This window comes from Streptomyces carpinensis (assembly GCF_002154505.1).
GTDB lineage: Bacteria > Actinomycetota > Actinomycetes > Streptomycetales > Streptomycetaceae > Streptomyces > Streptomyces carpinensis.
Window position 1 is genome coordinate 20,347 of the sequence record NZ_MUBM01000151.1, and the last position, 14,606, is coordinate 34,952.

Annotated in this window: 14 protein-coding genes and 1 pseudogene; 5 read left to right on the forward strand and 10 right to left on the reverse strand. The window is 70.9% G+C overall.

Going from position 1 to position 14,606, the window contains the following annotated elements:
- The first annotated feature begins 80 nt into the window (after nt 1-80).
- Both BZY54_RS20460 and BZY54_RS20465 read left to right on the forward strand, forming a co-directional pair.
- Complete coding sequence (locus tag BZY54_RS20460; RefSeq protein WP_244217254.1) at nt 81-1,103, forward strand: alcohol dehydrogenase catalytic domain-containing protein; 1,023 nt, start codon at nt 81-83, stop codon at nt 1,101-1,103.
- Nucleotides 1,104-1,147: 44 nt separating this feature from the next.
- Nucleotides 1,148-2,044: an SDR family oxidoreductase gene (locus BZY54_RS20465; protein ID WP_086726631.1), complete on the forward strand. Its 897-nt coding sequence runs from the start codon at nt 1,148-1,150 to the stop codon at nt 2,042-2,044.
- Between the two features lie 56 nt (nt 2,045-2,100).
- Here the strand turns inward: BZY54_RS20465 and BZY54_RS20470 are convergent, their stop codons facing one another.
- Nucleotides 2,101-3,369, reverse strand: a complete 1,269-nt coding sequence (locus tag BZY54_RS20470; protein ID WP_086726632.1) for an NAD(P)/FAD-dependent oxidoreductase — start codon at nt 3,367-3,369, stop codon at nt 2,101-2,103.
- A gap of 178 nt (nt 3,370-3,547) precedes the next feature.
- Between BZY54_RS20470 and BZY54_RS20475 the strand changes: the two genes are divergently transcribed.
- The 3 genes from BZY54_RS20475 to BZY54_RS20485 all read left to right on the forward strand — a co-directional run bounded on the left by BZY54_RS20475 (nt 3,548) and on the right by BZY54_RS20485 (nt 7,610).
- Nucleotides 3,548-4,306 carry a TetR/AcrR family transcriptional regulator gene (locus BZY54_RS20475; RefSeq protein ID WP_086726633.1) on the forward strand — a complete coding sequence of 253 codons (759 nt, stop codon included), beginning with the start codon at nt 3,548-3,550 and terminating at the stop codon, nt 4,304-4,306.
- Nucleotides 4,293-6,746: a SpoIIE family protein phosphatase gene (locus tag BZY54_RS20480; protein WP_086726634.1), complete on the forward strand. Its 2,454-nt coding sequence runs from the start codon at nt 4,293-4,295 to the stop codon at nt 6,744-6,746. The genes BZY54_RS20475 and BZY54_RS20480 overlap by 14 nt, the downstream gene beginning before the upstream one ends.
- A 186-nt stretch (nt 6,747-6,932) precedes the next feature.
- Complete coding sequence (locus BZY54_RS20485; protein WP_086726635.1) at nt 6,933-7,610, forward strand: TetR/AcrR family transcriptional regulator; 678 nt, start codon at nt 6,933-6,935, stop codon at nt 7,608-7,610.
- Nucleotides 7,611-7,706: 96 nt separating this feature from the next.
- Here the strand turns inward: BZY54_RS20485 and BZY54_RS20490 are convergent, their stop codons facing one another.
- The 9 genes and pseudogenes from BZY54_RS20490 to BZY54_RS50935 all read right to left on the reverse strand — a co-directional run.
- Entirely contained in the window at nt 7,707-8,711 is a 1,005-nt protein-coding gene (locus BZY54_RS20490) for an aldo/keto reductase family protein (protein WP_086726636.1), read from the reverse strand.
- A 169-nt stretch (nt 8,712-8,880) separates the two neighbouring features.
- Nucleotides 8,881-10,026 carry a PP2C family protein-serine/threonine phosphatase gene (locus tag BZY54_RS20495; protein ID WP_244217256.1) on the reverse strand — a complete coding sequence of 382 codons (1,146 nt, stop codon included), beginning with the start codon at nt 10,024-10,026 and terminating at the stop codon, nt 8,881-8,883.
- Between the two features lie 29 nt (nt 10,027-10,055).
- Nucleotides 10,056-10,517, reverse strand: a complete 462-nt coding sequence (locus BZY54_RS53355; protein ID WP_244217257.1) for a hypothetical protein — start codon at nt 10,515-10,517, stop codon at nt 10,056-10,058.
- 130 nt (nt 10,518-10,647) lie between these two features.
- The gene (locus BZY54_RS53360; RefSeq protein WP_244217258.1) at nt 10,648-11,142 is read right to left on the reverse strand and encodes an FAD-dependent oxidoreductase; all 495 of its coding nucleotides are present in this window, start codon (nt 11,140-11,142) and stop codon (nt 10,648-10,650) included.
- 52 nt (nt 11,143-11,194) lie between these two features.
- On the reverse strand, nt 11,195-11,728 hold the full coding sequence (locus tag BZY54_RS20505) for a sigma-70 family RNA polymerase sigma factor family protein (RefSeq protein WP_086726638.1): 534 nt from the start codon (nt 11,726-11,728) through the stop codon (nt 11,195-11,197).
- A 5-nt stretch (nt 11,729-11,733) separates the two neighbouring features.
- A complete protein-coding gene (locus BZY54_RS20510) occupies nt 11,734-12,624 on the reverse strand; it encodes an RNA polymerase sigma-70 factor (RefSeq protein WP_086726639.1) in 891 nt (296 codons plus the stop codon).
- A gap of 164 nt (nt 12,625-12,788) precedes the next feature.
- A complete protein-coding gene (locus tag BZY54_RS20515) occupies nt 12,789-13,520 on the reverse strand; it encodes an SDR family oxidoreductase (protein WP_086726640.1) in 732 nt (243 codons plus the stop codon).
- Between the two features lie 56 nt (nt 13,521-13,576).
- Nucleotides 13,577-13,720: a hypothetical protein gene (locus BZY54_RS50930; protein ID WP_158103888.1), complete on the reverse strand. Its 144-nt coding sequence runs from the start codon at nt 13,718-13,720 to the stop codon at nt 13,577-13,579.
- A gap of 428 nt (nt 13,721-14,148) precedes the next feature.
- A pseudogene (locus tag BZY54_RS50935) lies at nt 14,149-14,606 on the reverse strand (hypothetical protein); the annotation flags it as partial.

Below are 14,606 nucleotides of genomic sequence, written 5' to 3' on the forward strand. Positions count from 1 at the left end.
TCCCGAGACGAAAGAGACGCCGCCTCATCGTATCCGCGGTGCAGGCGTCCCCGCGATCTTCACTCGTCCCCTCGTCCTTCATGGGAGCCATGATGCGCGCTGCCGTCGCCACCGGGCCGAACGCCCCGCTCGTCCTGCAGGACCTCGAGGTGCCACAGCCGGCCGCCGGTGAGGTCCTCGTCAAGGTCACCGCGTGTGGCATCTGCTATTCGGACCTGAACCTCCTGCGCGGCCACTATCCCTTCGCCCGGTTCCCGGTCGTGCCGGGCCACGAGATCACCGGAGTGGTCACCGCCGTCGGCGACGGGGTGACATGGCCGACCGTCGGCACCGCGGTGGGCGCCCAGTTCCTGTACGACTCGTGCGGACACTGCGACTACTGCGTGCGGGGGGAGCAGATCCTCTGTCCGCGCAAGCGCATCACCGGCGTCGTCGCCGACGGCGGCTACGCCGAGTACGCGCTGCTGAAGGCCGGCTACGTCACGCCGCTGCCGGCCGGTCTCGACCCGGTCGCCGCGGCCCCGCTGATGTGCGCGGGCCTCACGGCCTTCAACGGCCTGCGGCAGGGCGGGGCCAGGGCCGGCTCCCGGGTCGCCGTGGTCGGCGCCGGAGGCATCGGCGCGCTGGCGATCCGGTACGCCGTCGCCATGGGCGCGCGTGTCGCCGTGGTCGGCCGTTCCCGGCGCGGCGAGGACCAGGCGAAGGCCCTGGGCGCCGAGATCTTCGTAGCCACCCAGGAGGAGGACCCGGCGCAGGCTCTGAAGGCCTGGGACGGGGGCGCCGACCTCGTCCTCAACGCGTCCCCGTCGACCGAGGCGGCCGCGGCCACCCTCGGCGGCCTCGCCCCCGACGGCACGCTGCTGCTGTGCGGCTACGGCGCCGAGCCGTTGGTGCTGCCCACCCAGCCGATGGTCCTCAACCGGCTGCACGTGGCGGCGTCCCCGTCCGGCTCACCCCACGACCTGCGTGACACCCTCGCCTTCTCCGCCGCGCACGACATCCTGCCCGACATCACACCGGTGGGCCTGGACGAGGCGCCGGCCGTGCTCGAGGCGATGGCGGCCGGCACCGCGCGCGGCCGCAGCGTGATCACCTACGCCTGACCGCACCGCCGTTTCCCCCGTCCCACCGCTTCAAGGAGCAAGCGATGCCGTACGTCATCCTCGTCACCGGAGCCTCCAGCGGCTTCGGCGCGCTGACCGCCCGCGCCCTCGCCGATGCCGGGCACACCGTCTACTCCGGCATACGCCAGGCCACGGGCCGCAACGCCCCGGCCGTCGCCGACGCCCGCGCCTACGCCGAGAAGCACGCCGTCCAGCTGCGCACCGTCGAACTGGACGTCTCCAGTCAGTCCTCCGTCGATGCCGCCGTCGCCACCGTCACCGACGAGGCCGGCCGGATCGACGTGGTGATCCACAACGCCGGCCACATGGTGCTCGGTCCCACCGAGGCCTTCACCCCGGAGCAGATCGCCGAGATCTACGACACCAACGTGCTGTCCACTCAGCGCGTCAACCGCGCCGTCCTGCCCCAGATGCGCAGCCGCCGCGACGGGCTGCTGCTGTGGGTGGGGTCCTCCAGCACCTACGGCGGCACGCCCCCGTACCTGGGTCCCTACTTCGGCGCGAAGGCCGCGATGGACCACCTGGCCAAGAGCTACGCGGTCGAGCTGTCCCGGTTCGGCATCGACTCCGCCATCGTCGTGCCCGGCTCGTTCACCTCCGGCACCAATCACTTCGCCCACGCGATGCACCCGCAGGACACCGACACGGCCCAGGCGTACGAGGAGCTGTACGCCGGGCTCATGGAGGACGTCGGCAAGCGGCTCGCCGCACTGGCGCCCCCGGACGCCGATGCCGCCGAGGTCGCCCGTGCCATCGTCGCGATCGTCGACACACCCAAGGGAAGCCGACCGTTCCGCACCACCATCGATCCCGCGGACGACGGCTCCGAGGCGGTGAGCGACGTGGCCGACGACATCCGCACCGCCTTCTACGAGCGGATCGGCTTCACCGACCTGCTGACCCCGCGGGGCGAGGCCTGAGCCCCCGTACGCCGCACACTGGATCGAAGCACGGGACGATCAGGAGCAGCAGATGATCAGGAGGAGGACACCGCGGCGCGGCCGGCGGCCAGCAGGGTCTTCAGGGGTGTGCCCGGATCGCCCGCGGCGCTCGGCGGCACGGTCGCCCCGTCCGTGAGGGCCCTGCGTACGGCCATGTAGTCGGCGGGGCTGTTCACGGCGTCGATCGCGAGGAGCTCGCGCTGACGGTAGTACAGGACGGAGAAGCGCTCGCTGTCCGGCTCGCCCCGCACCACGTACTCGTCGTAGCCCGTCGACAGCCCCGCGATCTGGAGTCTGAGGTCGCCCTGGTACGACCAGAACCACGGCACTGGTGTCGCCCCGACGGGCCGGCCGAGCAGCGAGGCGGCGGCGGCCGTGGCCTGAGCGACGGCGTTCTGCACCGACTCCAGCCGCACGGTGCCCAGGCCCGTCACCGGGTGCGGCTGGACGGTGCAGTCGCCGGCGGCGTGGACGCGGGGGTTGCTGGTGCGGGCGTGGGCGTCGACGACGATGCCCCGGTCGCAGGCGAGTCCCAGCTGCTCGGCGAGTTCCGTGCGAGGCAGCACGCCGACCCCGACGACGACGAGATCGGCCGGCAGCACGGTGCCGTCCGCGAGCCGGACGGCCGTCACCCGCCCGTCGGCGCCCTCGAAGCCCGAGACGGCCGCCGAGAGCAGTACGCGGGTGCCGCGCCGCACATGGGCCTGCCGGTAGAACTCCGAGACGACGGGTGCCACGGCCCGGGAGATCAGCCGGTCGGCGGCCTCGACGACGGTGACCTCCTTGCCGAGCGCGCGGGCCACCGCGGCGGCCTCCAGCCCGATGAAACCGCCTCCGACGACCACCACGCGAGCCCCGGACTCCAGGCGTCCGCGCAGGTCCGCGGCGTCGTCTCGGTCGCGTAGACAGCAGATGCCGTCGAGGCCGGCCCCGGGCACGTCCAGCCGCCGTGGCGCGGCGCCCACAGTCAGGGCCAGCCGGTCGAAGGCGAAGGAGCGGCCGCTCGCCGTCCGGGCCACGCCCGAACCGGGGCTGCCGGAGGAGGAGAGGGCCACCTCCGTGACGCGTTCGCCGCTGACGAGATCGATGCCCGCGTCGGCGTAGTAGGACGGGGCACGCAGCGCGAGTGACTCCAGATCGCTCGCTCGGGTCAGGAACTCCTTCGACAGGGGCGGTCGCTGGTACGGCGGATGGATCTCCTCACCCACCAGAGCGATCGGCTTCGTGTCTCCGAACTGCCCTAGTGAGGCGGCCAGTTGAAGACCGGCCTGACTGGCGCCGACGATGAGCGTTCCGCCCGCCATGGGGTGGCCCCTCCCTCTCGACCTTCTTTAATGTCAGACCATTATACCAAGCCCGTCGCCGGAGTCTCGCTCGTCGCGGGAGTCAGGCGCGAGGGCCGCCGTGGGGGACTTCTTACTGCGCGCGTCAAAAACATATCAATGGGATTAAAAATGTGATAACGGCGTTAATATCGGTCATGTGTGGGAGCGGACTGCGAACACCCGGGAACGGGTTCTGTCCGCCGCAGCGGATCTCTTGAGCCGTGAGGGCCGTGCGGCCATCTCCACCCGCGCTGTGAGCGCGGCGGCCGGGGTGCAGCCACCGACGCTGTACCGGCTGTTCGGAGACAAGGACGGACTGCTCGACGCACTCGCGGCCTACGGGTTCCAGCAGTACCTCCGGGAGAAGCAGAACCTGGAGGAGACCGACGATCCCATCGCCGACCTGCGCCGGTCCTGGGATCTGCACGTGGAGTTCGGCCTGTCCCGGCCCGGCTTCTACGTCCTGATGTACGGCGAAGGGCGTTACCGCGGCGGTATTCCGGCAGGACTGGAGACCATCGCGATCCTGCGCCGGAACATCGCCCGCGTGGCGACCGCCGGCCGGCTGCGCATGAGTGTGGAGAGCGCCACCCAGCTCGTGCACGCCAACGGTCTCGGCGTCGTGCTGTCCCTGATCGCGACGCCGCCCTCCGAGCGGAATCCCGAATTGTCGACCCTGGCACGCGAGCACGTGCTGCGAGCGATCACGACCGTGGGCTCCGGCGACCAGGGGGAGGGCACGGACGTCGCGTGCCGGGCCGCGGCCCTGCGTGAGGCCCTGCGCCACGGCGGCACCACCGTGATGACGCGATCCGAGCGCGCGCTGCTGGCGGACTGGCTCGACCGCCTCGCCGACACCGGTCCCGCCGCGCGAGAGACACCCAGCAGGAGGGACGGCCCCGATGGCCAGAACTGAGGAGTCGACGCCCGGCACCGGGCGGGCGGCCGGGCACACGATCAGCACGGCCATGGCGGTGGTGGACTCGGACGGGTCGTTGGCCGCGTGGACGCACGAGGCTCAGCGACTCACCGGTTTCACGGCCGCGGAGGTGGTCGGCTGCTCCGCCGCACAGGTGCTGGCCGCCCCCGAGGACCTTGCGAAGGCCTCCGAATTCGTGGACCGGGGCCGCTCCGGCGACGGCTGGTGCGGGATCGTCGGACTCCGCCGCCACGACGGCGGTCCGCTGGTCGTGTACCTGCGGGCGTGTCCGGTGTCGGGGCGGGGCGGAAGGATCCAGTGGCTCGTGACCGCGACCGAGATGACGGCCGTTCCCTCCTGGCCCATGAACGGTGCCGGGATGGAGGCACTCCTGTCCAGCGCGCCGATCGGCATCGCCGTCCGCGATCCAGATCTGCGCTGCGTCTGGGTGAACGACGCGCTGGCACTCCAGGACGGCATCCCCCGCGAGAAACGGCTCGGCCGTCGACTGACGGAGGTGCTCTCGGGGCCCGACGCCGAATCGGCGGAGGCGGTGATGCGGGAGGTCCTGGAGACCGGAGCCCCGAGGATCGACCACGCCTACCGGACGTGGCTGCAGACGGACACACGCCAGGAGCACTCGTTCTCGACCTCCTTCTTCCGCCTGGACGACGCCGAGGGCCACGCCCTGGGGCTGTGCGTCATGAGCGTCGATGTGACGGACAGGCAGCGGGCACGCGAACGCCTGGCCCTTCTCAGCGAGGCAAGCACGCGGATCGGCACCACGCTGGACGTGATGCGGACCGGACAGGAACTCGCCGACCTCGCCGTGCCGCGCCTGGCGGACTACGTCACCGTCGACCTGGCGGAGACGGTCCCGCTGGGCGAGGAGTCCCTGGCCCGGCTCGGCGCGACGAACGGGCACATACCGGCCTTCCGCCGAGCCGGTGTGGCATCGATCCACAAGGGGATCCCGGAATCCCTCTGGTCGCACGGGGATTACGTGTTCGTACCGGCACCGTCCCCCTTCACACAGGTCCTGGCCTCGGGCAGATCCCATCTGGAACCGGTGCTGGACACCTCCGGCGGTACCTGGCTCCAACGGGATCCGGGACGGCTGGAGAAGATCCGCGAGCACGAGATGCACTCCCTGATGATCGTGCCGATCCACGCGCGCGGTGCGGTGCTGGGCGTGGCGGTCTTCGTGCGCATGGACGACTCCGCGCCGTTCGAGACGGACGACCTGCGCTTCGCCGAGGAACTCGTCGCCCGCGCCGCGCTGTCCCTGGACAATGCCCGCCGCTATGTGCGCGAACGCACCGCCGCGCTCGCCCTTCAGCGCAACCTGCTGCCTCGGCGCCTCACCGGCGGCGCGGCCCTGGAGGTGGCCTCCCGCTATCTTCCGTCCGACACTCAGGGCGGAGTGGGAGGCGACTGGTTCGACGTCATCCCGCTCTCGGGTGCTCGGGTGGCGCTCGTCGTGGGCGACGTGGTGGGACACGGCATCAACGCCGCGGCGACCATGGGCCGGCTGCGCGCGGCGGTGCACACGCTCGCGAACATGGACCTGCATCCCGACGAGCTGCTGGCACACCTCGACGACACGATCTCCCGCCTCGCCGACGAGGACGGCGACGTCCACAGGCACACCAGCACGGAAGTGGGCGCCACCTGCCTGTATGCCGTCTACGACCCCGTCACCCGGCGTTGCGCGATGGCACGAGCGGGTCACCCGCCGCCGGTCGTCATCTCGCCGCAGGGCCGGGTCACGATCCCCGACCTGCCCTCCGGCATACCGCTCGGCGTGGGGCAGTCCTCCTTCGAGGCCGTGGAGCTGGAACTGCCCGAGGGGTGCGTGCTCGCCCTCTACACCGACGGACTGGTCGAGACACGGGACGAGGACATCGAGGCCGGAATGCACCGCCTGGGCACGGTTCTCGCACAGCCCGACCGCCCCCTGGAAGAGCTCTGCTCGGACGTGCTCGACACCCTGTCCACCCGAGCGCTCTTCGACGACGCCACCCTGCTCCTGGCCCGTACACACGCGCTCAGTCCGACACAGGTCGCCTCCTGGGACCTGCCGAACGAGCCAGTCGTCGTCGCGGACGCCAGGGCCCTTGCCACGGCCCGGTTGACCGAATGGGGACTGGAGCGTCTCGCGGCCACCACCGAGCTGATCGTCAGCGAGCTGGTCACCAACGCCATCCGGCACGGTGCCGGCCCCATCACCCTTCGTCTCATCCGCCACCAGGTGCTGGTCTGCGAGGTGACCGACACGAGCGACACCGTCCCGCGCCTGCGCCATGCCCGGGTGACCGACGAAGGCGGTCGAGGCCTCTTCCTCGTCGCGCAGCTCTCCACCCGACGGGGCACGCGTTTCTCACCGGCCGGCAAGACGGTCTGGGCCGAACAGGAAGTCAACTCGAACCCCTCCTGAACGACCGGGCACGCGAGGGCCTGAACGACCGGGGACGCGCGGGTCGGGCCCTGCACCGGTGCGGCCCCGATCTCGGGCACCCGCCCTTTCGTCTCCACGCCACGGTTTCGGTGAGGATCTGTAACGAAAAGGAGGGCAGGATGGGCCCCTGGTGCTGACAGGCTCGTGTGTCGGGAAGGGCATGTGATGACGAGTGCGAACCGCAGCCGCCCGGAGGCGGGCGGAGGCAAGCACGGCAGCCGTGCGGATTCGGCGTCGCCGGGGGCCTCCGCCGGCCGGCCGAGAGACCCGGCGATCGAGGAGGCGATCATCCAGGCCACCCGGCGGCGGCTGGCCAGTGACGGCTACTCGTCGATGACGATCGGGGACATCGTCGCCGACGCCGGTGTCACCCGCCCCACCCTCTACCGGCGTTGGGCGAACAAGTACGACCTCGTCATCGACGCCCTCCGCTACGGGCTGCGCAAGCAGCGGGAGGCCTATCCGCCGCTGGACATGGACGGGCTTGCCTCGCGTGAGGCCTTCACCGAGGCCGTACGACGTCTCGACCCCCGGTATTACAACGACAAGGCCATGGCGCTGCACGGCAACTTCATGGCCGAGGTCGAACGGGCGCCGGGCCTGCTCGAACAGCTGCGTGAGCACGGTGTGCGGCCCCGCTGCGAGGAGCTGTTGCTGACGCTGGTGTCGCTTCAGCGGCGCGGAGCCGTCCGCGAGGACGCGGATCTCGACATGGTCGTCAGCCTGTGCTTCGGGAGCTACTTCGCCGACTACCTGCGTACCGGTCGAGAAGTCCCCGCCGACTTCGCTGAGCAGGTCGTCGCCGCACTGTGGCCGGCCATCGCCGCCGACGGCGAGACCTGACGGAGCCCACGGCGGGTGAGCGCGCCGGCCCGGCCATGCGGCAGCGGCGTCACCCGGGCCGGGCAGGACCGCCCGGCCCGGTGAGTTCCCGACGACTCAGGGGCGCCGTTCCGGCACGCTGTCGTGGACCCGCTTGGGATCCGTGACCGCCACCGGCCGCAGGATCTCCTCGATACGGGCCATCAGCCCGGCCTCCAGCACGACACCGGAGGCCTTGACGTTCTCCGCCACCTGGTCCGGGCGCGAGGCGCCGATGATGGCCGCCGAGACGTTGGGGTTCTGCAGCACCCAGGCGACCGCGAGCTGGGCCGGGGACAGCCCCGCCTCGGCGGCGAGCGGCTCGAGGTGCTGCACCGCTTCCAGGACCTCGTCGCGCATCCACCGTGCGATCATGCCGGCGCCGCCCTTGTCATCGGTGGCCCGTGACCCCTGGGGCGGCTGCCGACCGGGCTCGTACTTGCCCGTCAGCACACCCTGCGCCAGCGGCGAGAACACCACCTGACCCAGCCCGAGCTCCTCGCAGGTCGGCACGACCTCACCCTCGATCACCCGCCACAGCGCGTTGTACTGGGGCTGGTTGGACACCAGGGGGAAGTGCAGGTCGCGCGCCATGGCGTGGGCCCGGCGGATCTGCTCGGCGGGCCACTCGGACACACCGATGTAGAGGGCCTTGCCGGAGCGGACGACGTCGGCGAACGCCTCCATCGTCTCCTCCAGCGGTGTGGCCACGTCGTACCGGTGCGCCTGGTACAGATCCACGTAGTCGGTCTGCAGCCGGCGCAGCGACCCGTCGATGGACTCCATGATGTGCTTGCGGGACAGCCCCCGGTCGTTGCGGCCGGGTCCGGTCGGCCAGTACACCTTGGTGAGGATCTCCAGGCCCTCGCGTCGCTCACCCCGCAGCGCTGCGCCGAGCACCGTCTCGGCGCGCGTGGCGGCGTAGACGTCGGCGGTGTCGAACGTCGTGATGCCCGCGTCCAGCGCGGCGCGCACGCACGCGGTCGCGGCGTCCGCCTCCACCTGCGAACCGTGGGTGAGCCAGTTCCCGTAGGCGATCTCGCTGATGACGAGCCCGCTGCGGCCGAGGTGGCGGTATTCCATGGGCGACCTGTCCTTCTGTCTGCCGTGCTTCGGGGACCCTGCGCAGGAGCTTTCATCAGATCATTTCCCTCTGCCCCGCGCCAGGGCGTGCCTGCCACTGCTGGACGTAGCCTGCGCAGGGTCACCCTGCCCCGCCCCTGCGGTCGCCGGGCTGCCGGCCTTCGGCGGGTCAGGCTGCCGCCGGTTCCCGGTTCCGCTCCAGGATGATCATGGCCATGTCGTCGTGCAGCCGTCCGCCGACGTGCGCCTCCAGATCGGCGGCGATCCTTCGGAGCAGATGTTCGGGCCGGTGGTCCGCCCAGGCCGCGGCGCGTTCGGCGAGCGGATAGAAGACGCCCCGGCTGTCACGGGCCTCGGTGACACCGTCGGTGTACAGCAGCAGCCGCTCTCCCGCCGCGAAGGGGAAGGCCGTGGTGGAGTACGTTCCGTCGGAGATCCCGCCGAGGCCGAGCGGAGGCGCGGGCTCGGGCACGGCGAGTGTGGTCGCCGTGGCGGTGCCGCGGCGCAGCAGCAGAGGCGGTGGGTGCCCGCAGCTGATCACGTGCACCAGCGGCCGGTCGTCCGGGATGTCCAGCACCACGGCGGTCACGAACCGCTCGGGCGCGTCCTCGGCGGGCTCCGAGAACTCCCGCAGGCCCCAGCGGACCGCGTCCTCCACGTAGGCCACCAGATCTGGCAGAGGCATCTCCCGGTGGGCGGCGGCGCGGAAGGCGCCCAGCACGATGGCCGTGTCGCTGATCGTGGCCAGGCCCTTGCCGCGGACGTCCCCGATGACCAGCCGGGTCGATCCGCTGGTGCGTGCCACGGCGTACAGGTCGCCGCCTATGCCCGTGTCGGCCTCGGCGCTGCGGTAGGCAGAGGCCAGGGAGACCGGACCGGCCCGCTCGGGAAGCGGGCGCAGTACGACGCGCTGAGCCGCGTCGGACACCGAACGCACCCGGACCAGCTCCCGCTCACGCCCCTCTCGCAGATGAGTGAAGAACGCCAGAAGGGCGCAGAGCACGGTCAGCGCCGCGAGCTCCACGACGACACTCTCCGTGGCCAGGGTTCTTCGGACCACCCCGGCGCTGATCAGCGCGAGCACCGCCAGGGCGCCGACCAGCGCGGTGGCCCGCGGGCCGGTGCCCATGGCGGTGATCGCCACGGCGACCACCAGCAGGTGGGCGATGTGGACGTCCGGGGGCAGGAAACCGTCGGCGACCGGTATGGCCACGATCAGCATCACCGGCGCGATCAGCCACCGCGGACGCGGGGCCGCCTGCCACCGGGCCCGCAGCTTCCCGGCGACGGAATTCGTCATGGTCACAGTGCTCATGCCGTGCTCCCGCCCTTGGCACTCCAGTCTCAAACTCTCACATGTCCCCCTAAGAACCACGAGACGGCCGACAGCCATGCCGCACGGCTGCCGAGGCGCAACCGGAGGAGGCCGAGCACCTCGTGACCGTCTCCGGAGACGGCGGTCAGTTCTTGACGATCTCGTCCCGGTCGATGTGGTGGCGGTGGACGGGGCGGACATCTGCTCCGGTGCGGGGAAGCCGGCTTGTCGCCTGCCTGTCCCGCCTTGGCGTTGTTCCTGGCCGCGGCGTCGCCGCCGGTCATCTCGACGCGGGTGCGGCGCGGCCGCTCGTACGCTGTGAAGGCGGACTCGGGGGCGGGCAGGTCGCGCAGGCACCGGGCCGGCTCGACGGAGCCCTCGATGGCCGGCGACGCGCCCCGGCCGGAGCTGGAGGACGGCGCGTGTGCCGCGTCGCCGACGAGGACCATGCGGCCGCGGTGCCAGTGCGGCACGGACGGCATGCGCTCCATCGGGCCGACCGAGACCGGGTCACCGGGTTCGGTGTGTGCGAGCAGGGCCCGCCCGGGGTGTGGTCGGCGTACAGCTCCCGCAGCCGGGACAGCCACTGGCCGGCCGGTACGCGCTTGACCTCGGCCGAGGTCATCGGCTCGGGGCTGGGCAGCCCGGCGAACCAGACGATGCGTCCGGCGGGCAGGCCCCAGTACCCCATGAAGGTGCGGCGGAAGGCGAGTCGCCGTCGTCCTCCGCGGCCACGAGCCGTTTGCCGTGGGCGAGGTGGATGCCGTCCGCGCTCGCGAAATCGGCGAGTGCGCGGAACAGGTCGGCGCGTGCCATGGCCCGGGTGGCGGGCAGGCCGGGGAAGCCGTGGAACGCGCTGAGGCGCCTTCCACCGCCGTCGGCCATCACCACACCCGGGACCGGCTGCCCGATGGCCTCGATGACGGTGTGGGCGCCGACGACGCGCAGCGCGTCGATCCCGTTGGGCGCGAGGCTCAGCATCGCCCCCACACCGTCGGCCGCGGACGGGTGCGACTCGAAGACCGTCGCCTCGATGCCCGCCCGGCGCAGTGCGAGTGCGGTGACGGGGCCGGCGATGCCGCCCCCGATGACCAACGCCGTGCTGACCTTGCCCATGCCCCCTCCCCAGGCGGAGAGCGCCTGACGGACGGTGCGGAGATGGTCTCGGTCAACGGCGGTTCCAGCTGCGGAGCTTGTCCGGATTGAGTACCAACCACACAGCGGTGATCTTCTCGTGCCGCACGGTGAAGCTGACGACACCGCACACCCTGTCGTCGTGACGCAGGACCAGACCCGTCCCGCCGTTCACGGAGTGCAGCGTGGTCTCGACTCCGGGCTGCTGCCACAGTCCGCCGAGCAGGAACCGGGCGGTGCGGTCCGCGCCGTGAATCGGGTTCAGGGGGGCGTGGCCCTTGCCGCCGCCGTCGCCGATCAGGGTGACGTCCCGGTCGAGCAGTGAGAGCACAGTGGCGAGGTCTCCCGTATGGCAGGCGGTCCGGAAAGCGGCCACGACCCGGGTGCGTACACCGGAGACGGTCTCCCGCCGGCGGCGCTCACCGATGTGCCGGCGGACCCAGGACGCGAGCTTCCGGCCCGCCCGCGGGGTCCGGCCGGCGATCGCGATCACCTCCTTCAAGGGCAGCGCGAGCAGGTCGCCCAGGGCGAACGCGGTCCCTCCGGCAGGAGGCAGGGGTTCCCGCATGACCGTCAGTGCGGTGTGCCCGGATTCGTCGCGGCGGCGAGCTTCGAGGGGTTCATCATCCACAGCACTCGGTCGATGCCGTCTGTGGTGACGCTCACCGTGACGACGGCGAACAGCTCTCCGTCCCGGGACAGACGCATCGCGGGCCGGCCGTTGGCCTGAGCCGGCTCCACCGTGACGCCGGTCCAGAACCTGTCGGCGAACGCGTGGACGTACCGCGCCACACGGTGACGGCCCGTCACCGGGAACTTCGAGGCGCGCACGGCACCTCCGCCGTCGGAGTAGGAGATGACGTCCTGGGCGAACAGCTCTTCCAGCGCGGTCACGTTCCCCGTCTTCGCGGCCGCCAGGAAGGCGGTCAGGAACCGCTCGTGGTCGGCGGCCGGCACACTGGCCCGTTTCTCCGCGGCCAGCAGTTTCCGTGCCCGGCTCACCAGTTGGCGCACGTTCGCCTGAGTCTGGCCGATGACCTCGGCGATCTGCTCATACGGGTAGTCGAACGCCTCCCGGAGCACATAGGCCGCCCGTTGCGTGGGGGTGAGTTTCTCCAGCAGCATCAGCACCGCGACCTCCAGAGCCTCCCCACGTTCGGCGCCCAGGGCCGGGTCACCACTGGTGTCGACCGGCTCCGGCAGCCACGGACCGACATAGGTCTCGCGGCGGACCCTCGCGGACTGCAGGGCGTTGATCGCGAGCCGTGTCGTCATGGTGGTGAGGAACGCGTGCGGATTGCGGACCGTGGAGCGATCGTAGGTCTGCCACCGGATCCAGACCTCCTGGACGATGTCCTCCGCCTCGCTGACGCTGCCCATCATGCGGTAGGCGATCCCGAACATGCGAGCACGAGCGGTGCTGAACACCGCCTCTGCCTGCTGGAGGTTCTCGACGTCTTCCACTGGATCGTTCTCGGACGGCAACGTGTGTGACCTTTGCTCATCGGTGGGTTCGCCGGCTGTCGAGACCTCGCGCGCGAGTGCCGCGACGGCGTCGGGAATCGACTGCTCGGCCCGTCTTCCTGCGGCCCAGGACCGGGCCGCAGGGGCCGACTCGCGGCGCCGGGTCAGGAGAGCCAGTCGGTGTAGCGGGTGGCGGCGATCCGGGCGTCCTTCGGGGCGACGATGACGTCGCCGGGGACGGCGGCGAACATACCGGCGTCGTCGTCGGTGACGACGTTGCGCCCGTCGCCCTTGGCCGTGATGGTGATCCGGCCCAGCTCGTCGAGGGGGTAGACGTCGGGACCCGCGATGTTGAGGACGCCGTTCAGAGGGCTGCCCGCGGCGACCTCCGCGACGGCACTGGAGACGTCGTCGGCGGCGATCGGCTGGATCGGGGTGCGCGGCAGGCGGACGGTGTCGCCTTCCGTGGTCATGGCCAGAGTCGCGTCCATGAACTCCATGAACTGCGTGGCGCGGACGATGGAATAGGGGATCGTCCCTGCCTTGAGCATGTCTTCCTGGAGCACCTTCGCCCGGTAGTAGTCCAGGTCGGGCACCTGGTCCACACCGACGATGGAGAGGATGACGACGTGCCCGACGTGGGCCTTCGCGCTCGCGGTGAGGATGTTCTCCATCGAGGTGCGGAAGAAGTCGAGCGAGGCGGCGTCGAAGGTCGGGGAGTTCGTCAGGTTGATGACGACGTCGGCGCCCGCCACGGCCTCCTCCAGTCCCTGGCCCTCGATGATGTCCACGCCGGTGGACAGGGAGTGCGGGACGGCCTCGTGCCCGGCCGCGTTCAGCTTCTTGACGACCTGCGACCCGATCAGCCCGGTTCCACCGATGACAGCGAGTTTCATGGCATGGTCCTCCTTACGATGACTGTGTCCGATATATGCATTGGTGGCCGTGGATGTCACCAGGCCGCGCCGGTGACGACGGCGCAGGCGCCGCACACGCTCTCGCGAGTGCGGCGCGTGCCCGCGGTGGCGCTCACCGTGCCACCGGCAGTGAGCGCCACGTCGAGGGGCCCGAGGACACCGTCCAAGGACACCCGCATGCTCTCCGGATCCGCCTCGTGAAGAGGGGGACCTGCGGTTGTGCCGTGTCGGCCGACGCATCTTTGACAAGACGAGAAGGCTTCCTGTGACAAGGGTGAGAGTGTGACGTGTGTCTCAGGGGTGTCCTGAGTGGTCGGGCATGCCGGCAAGCGGCCGACCGAGAATGACGGCGCCGAGGTGGCCGAGGGTGAGGACGATGGCTACGGTGCGCAGGGCATGGGCGATCTGCCGGCGATCGCGTACGGTCGCCCGGTCGGCCGGGGGAGCCTGGGTCGGCTGGAAATGAGAAGCCCGGCCCGATTACGGCGGGCCGGGTTTCTCTGGTGTGTGTCTGTGTGTCGGGTGTCTGTGTCGTGTGTTCGGTTGCGGTGTCCGGCCTGATTACGGCGGGCCGGGGTGCTGCGTCGTCGGCGTCGTACGGCCGGCTCTAGTAGTCGCCCCCGTCGTCGCCGCGGTCGTCGCCCCGGTCGCCGCGGTCGTCGCCCCGGTCGCCCCGGTCGCCGAAGTCGTCCCGGTCTTCGAAGTCGAAGCGCTTGACGATGCGGAAGCTGCCGACCACGCCGTCCTTGACCTTCACGCCGCCGTGGACGCGCTTGACGAAGACGCCGTCGCTCTGGCTCCACGGGCCGACGGTGGCGATGGGGGCGCCGTTGTCGCACGTGACCCCACGGAAGAACTCGACGGTCTTGCGGCTGTCGTTGCGGATGTTGAAGCTGTTGGAGCCCAGGCCGCTGACCACGGTGATGCAGCCGTTGGGGTGGGCGGAGTAGGACCGCTCGTTGATGTGGATCCAGCCCTCCTCGTGGTGCCTGCGGCGGTGCTCGCCTCGGTTGCCGTGGTTGTTGTTGCCCTCGTTGCCCTTGGTGTTGTTGTTGGTGTTGTTGT

Coding starts and splice junctions, on each gene's coding strand:
- BZY54_RS20480 (WP_086726634.1), top strand. CDS start 4,293: ATGGCCAGAACTGAGGAGTCGACGCCCGGCACCGGGCGGGCGGCCGGG.
- BZY54_RS20495 (WP_244217256.1), bottom strand. CDS start 10,026: ATGAGCACTGTGACCATGACGAATTCCGTCGCCGGGAAGCTGCGGGCC.
- BZY54_RS20485 (WP_086726635.1), top strand. CDS start 6,933: ATGACGAGTGCGAACCGCAGCCGCCCGGAGGCGGGCGGAGGCAAGCAC.
- BZY54_RS20490 (WP_086726636.1), bottom strand. CDS start 8,711: ATGGAATACCGCCACCTCGGCCGCAGCGGGCTCGTCATCAGCGAGATC.
- BZY54_RS20460 (WP_244217254.1), top strand. CDS start 81: ATGGGAGCCATGATGCGCGCTGCCGTCGCCACCGGGCCGAACGCCCCG.
- BZY54_RS20505 (WP_086726638.1), bottom strand. CDS start 11,728: ATGCGGGAACCCCTGCCTCCTGCCGGAGGGACCGCGTTCGCCCTGGGC.
- BZY54_RS53355 (WP_244217257.1), bottom strand. CDS start 10,517: ATGGAGCGCATGCCGTCCGTGCCGCACTGGCACCGCGGCCGCATGGTC.
- BZY54_RS20465 (WP_086726631.1), top strand. CDS start 1,148: ATGCCGTACGTCATCCTCGTCACCGGAGCCTCCAGCGGCTTCGGCGCG.
- BZY54_RS50930 (WP_158103888.1), bottom strand. CDS start 13,720: ATGCGGGTGTCCTTGGACGGTGTCCTCGGGCCCCTCGACGTGGCGCTC.
- BZY54_RS20515 (WP_086726640.1), bottom strand. CDS start 13,520: ATGAAACTCGCTGTCATCGGTGGAACCGGGCTGATCGGGTCGCAGGTC.
- BZY54_RS20470 (WP_086726632.1), bottom strand. CDS start 3,369: ATGGCGGGCGGAACGCTCATCGTCGGCGCCAGTCAGGCCGGTCTTCAA.
- BZY54_RS53360 (WP_244217258.1), bottom strand. CDS start 11,142: ATGGGCAAGGTCAGCACGGCGTTGGTCATCGGGGGCGGCATCGCCGGC.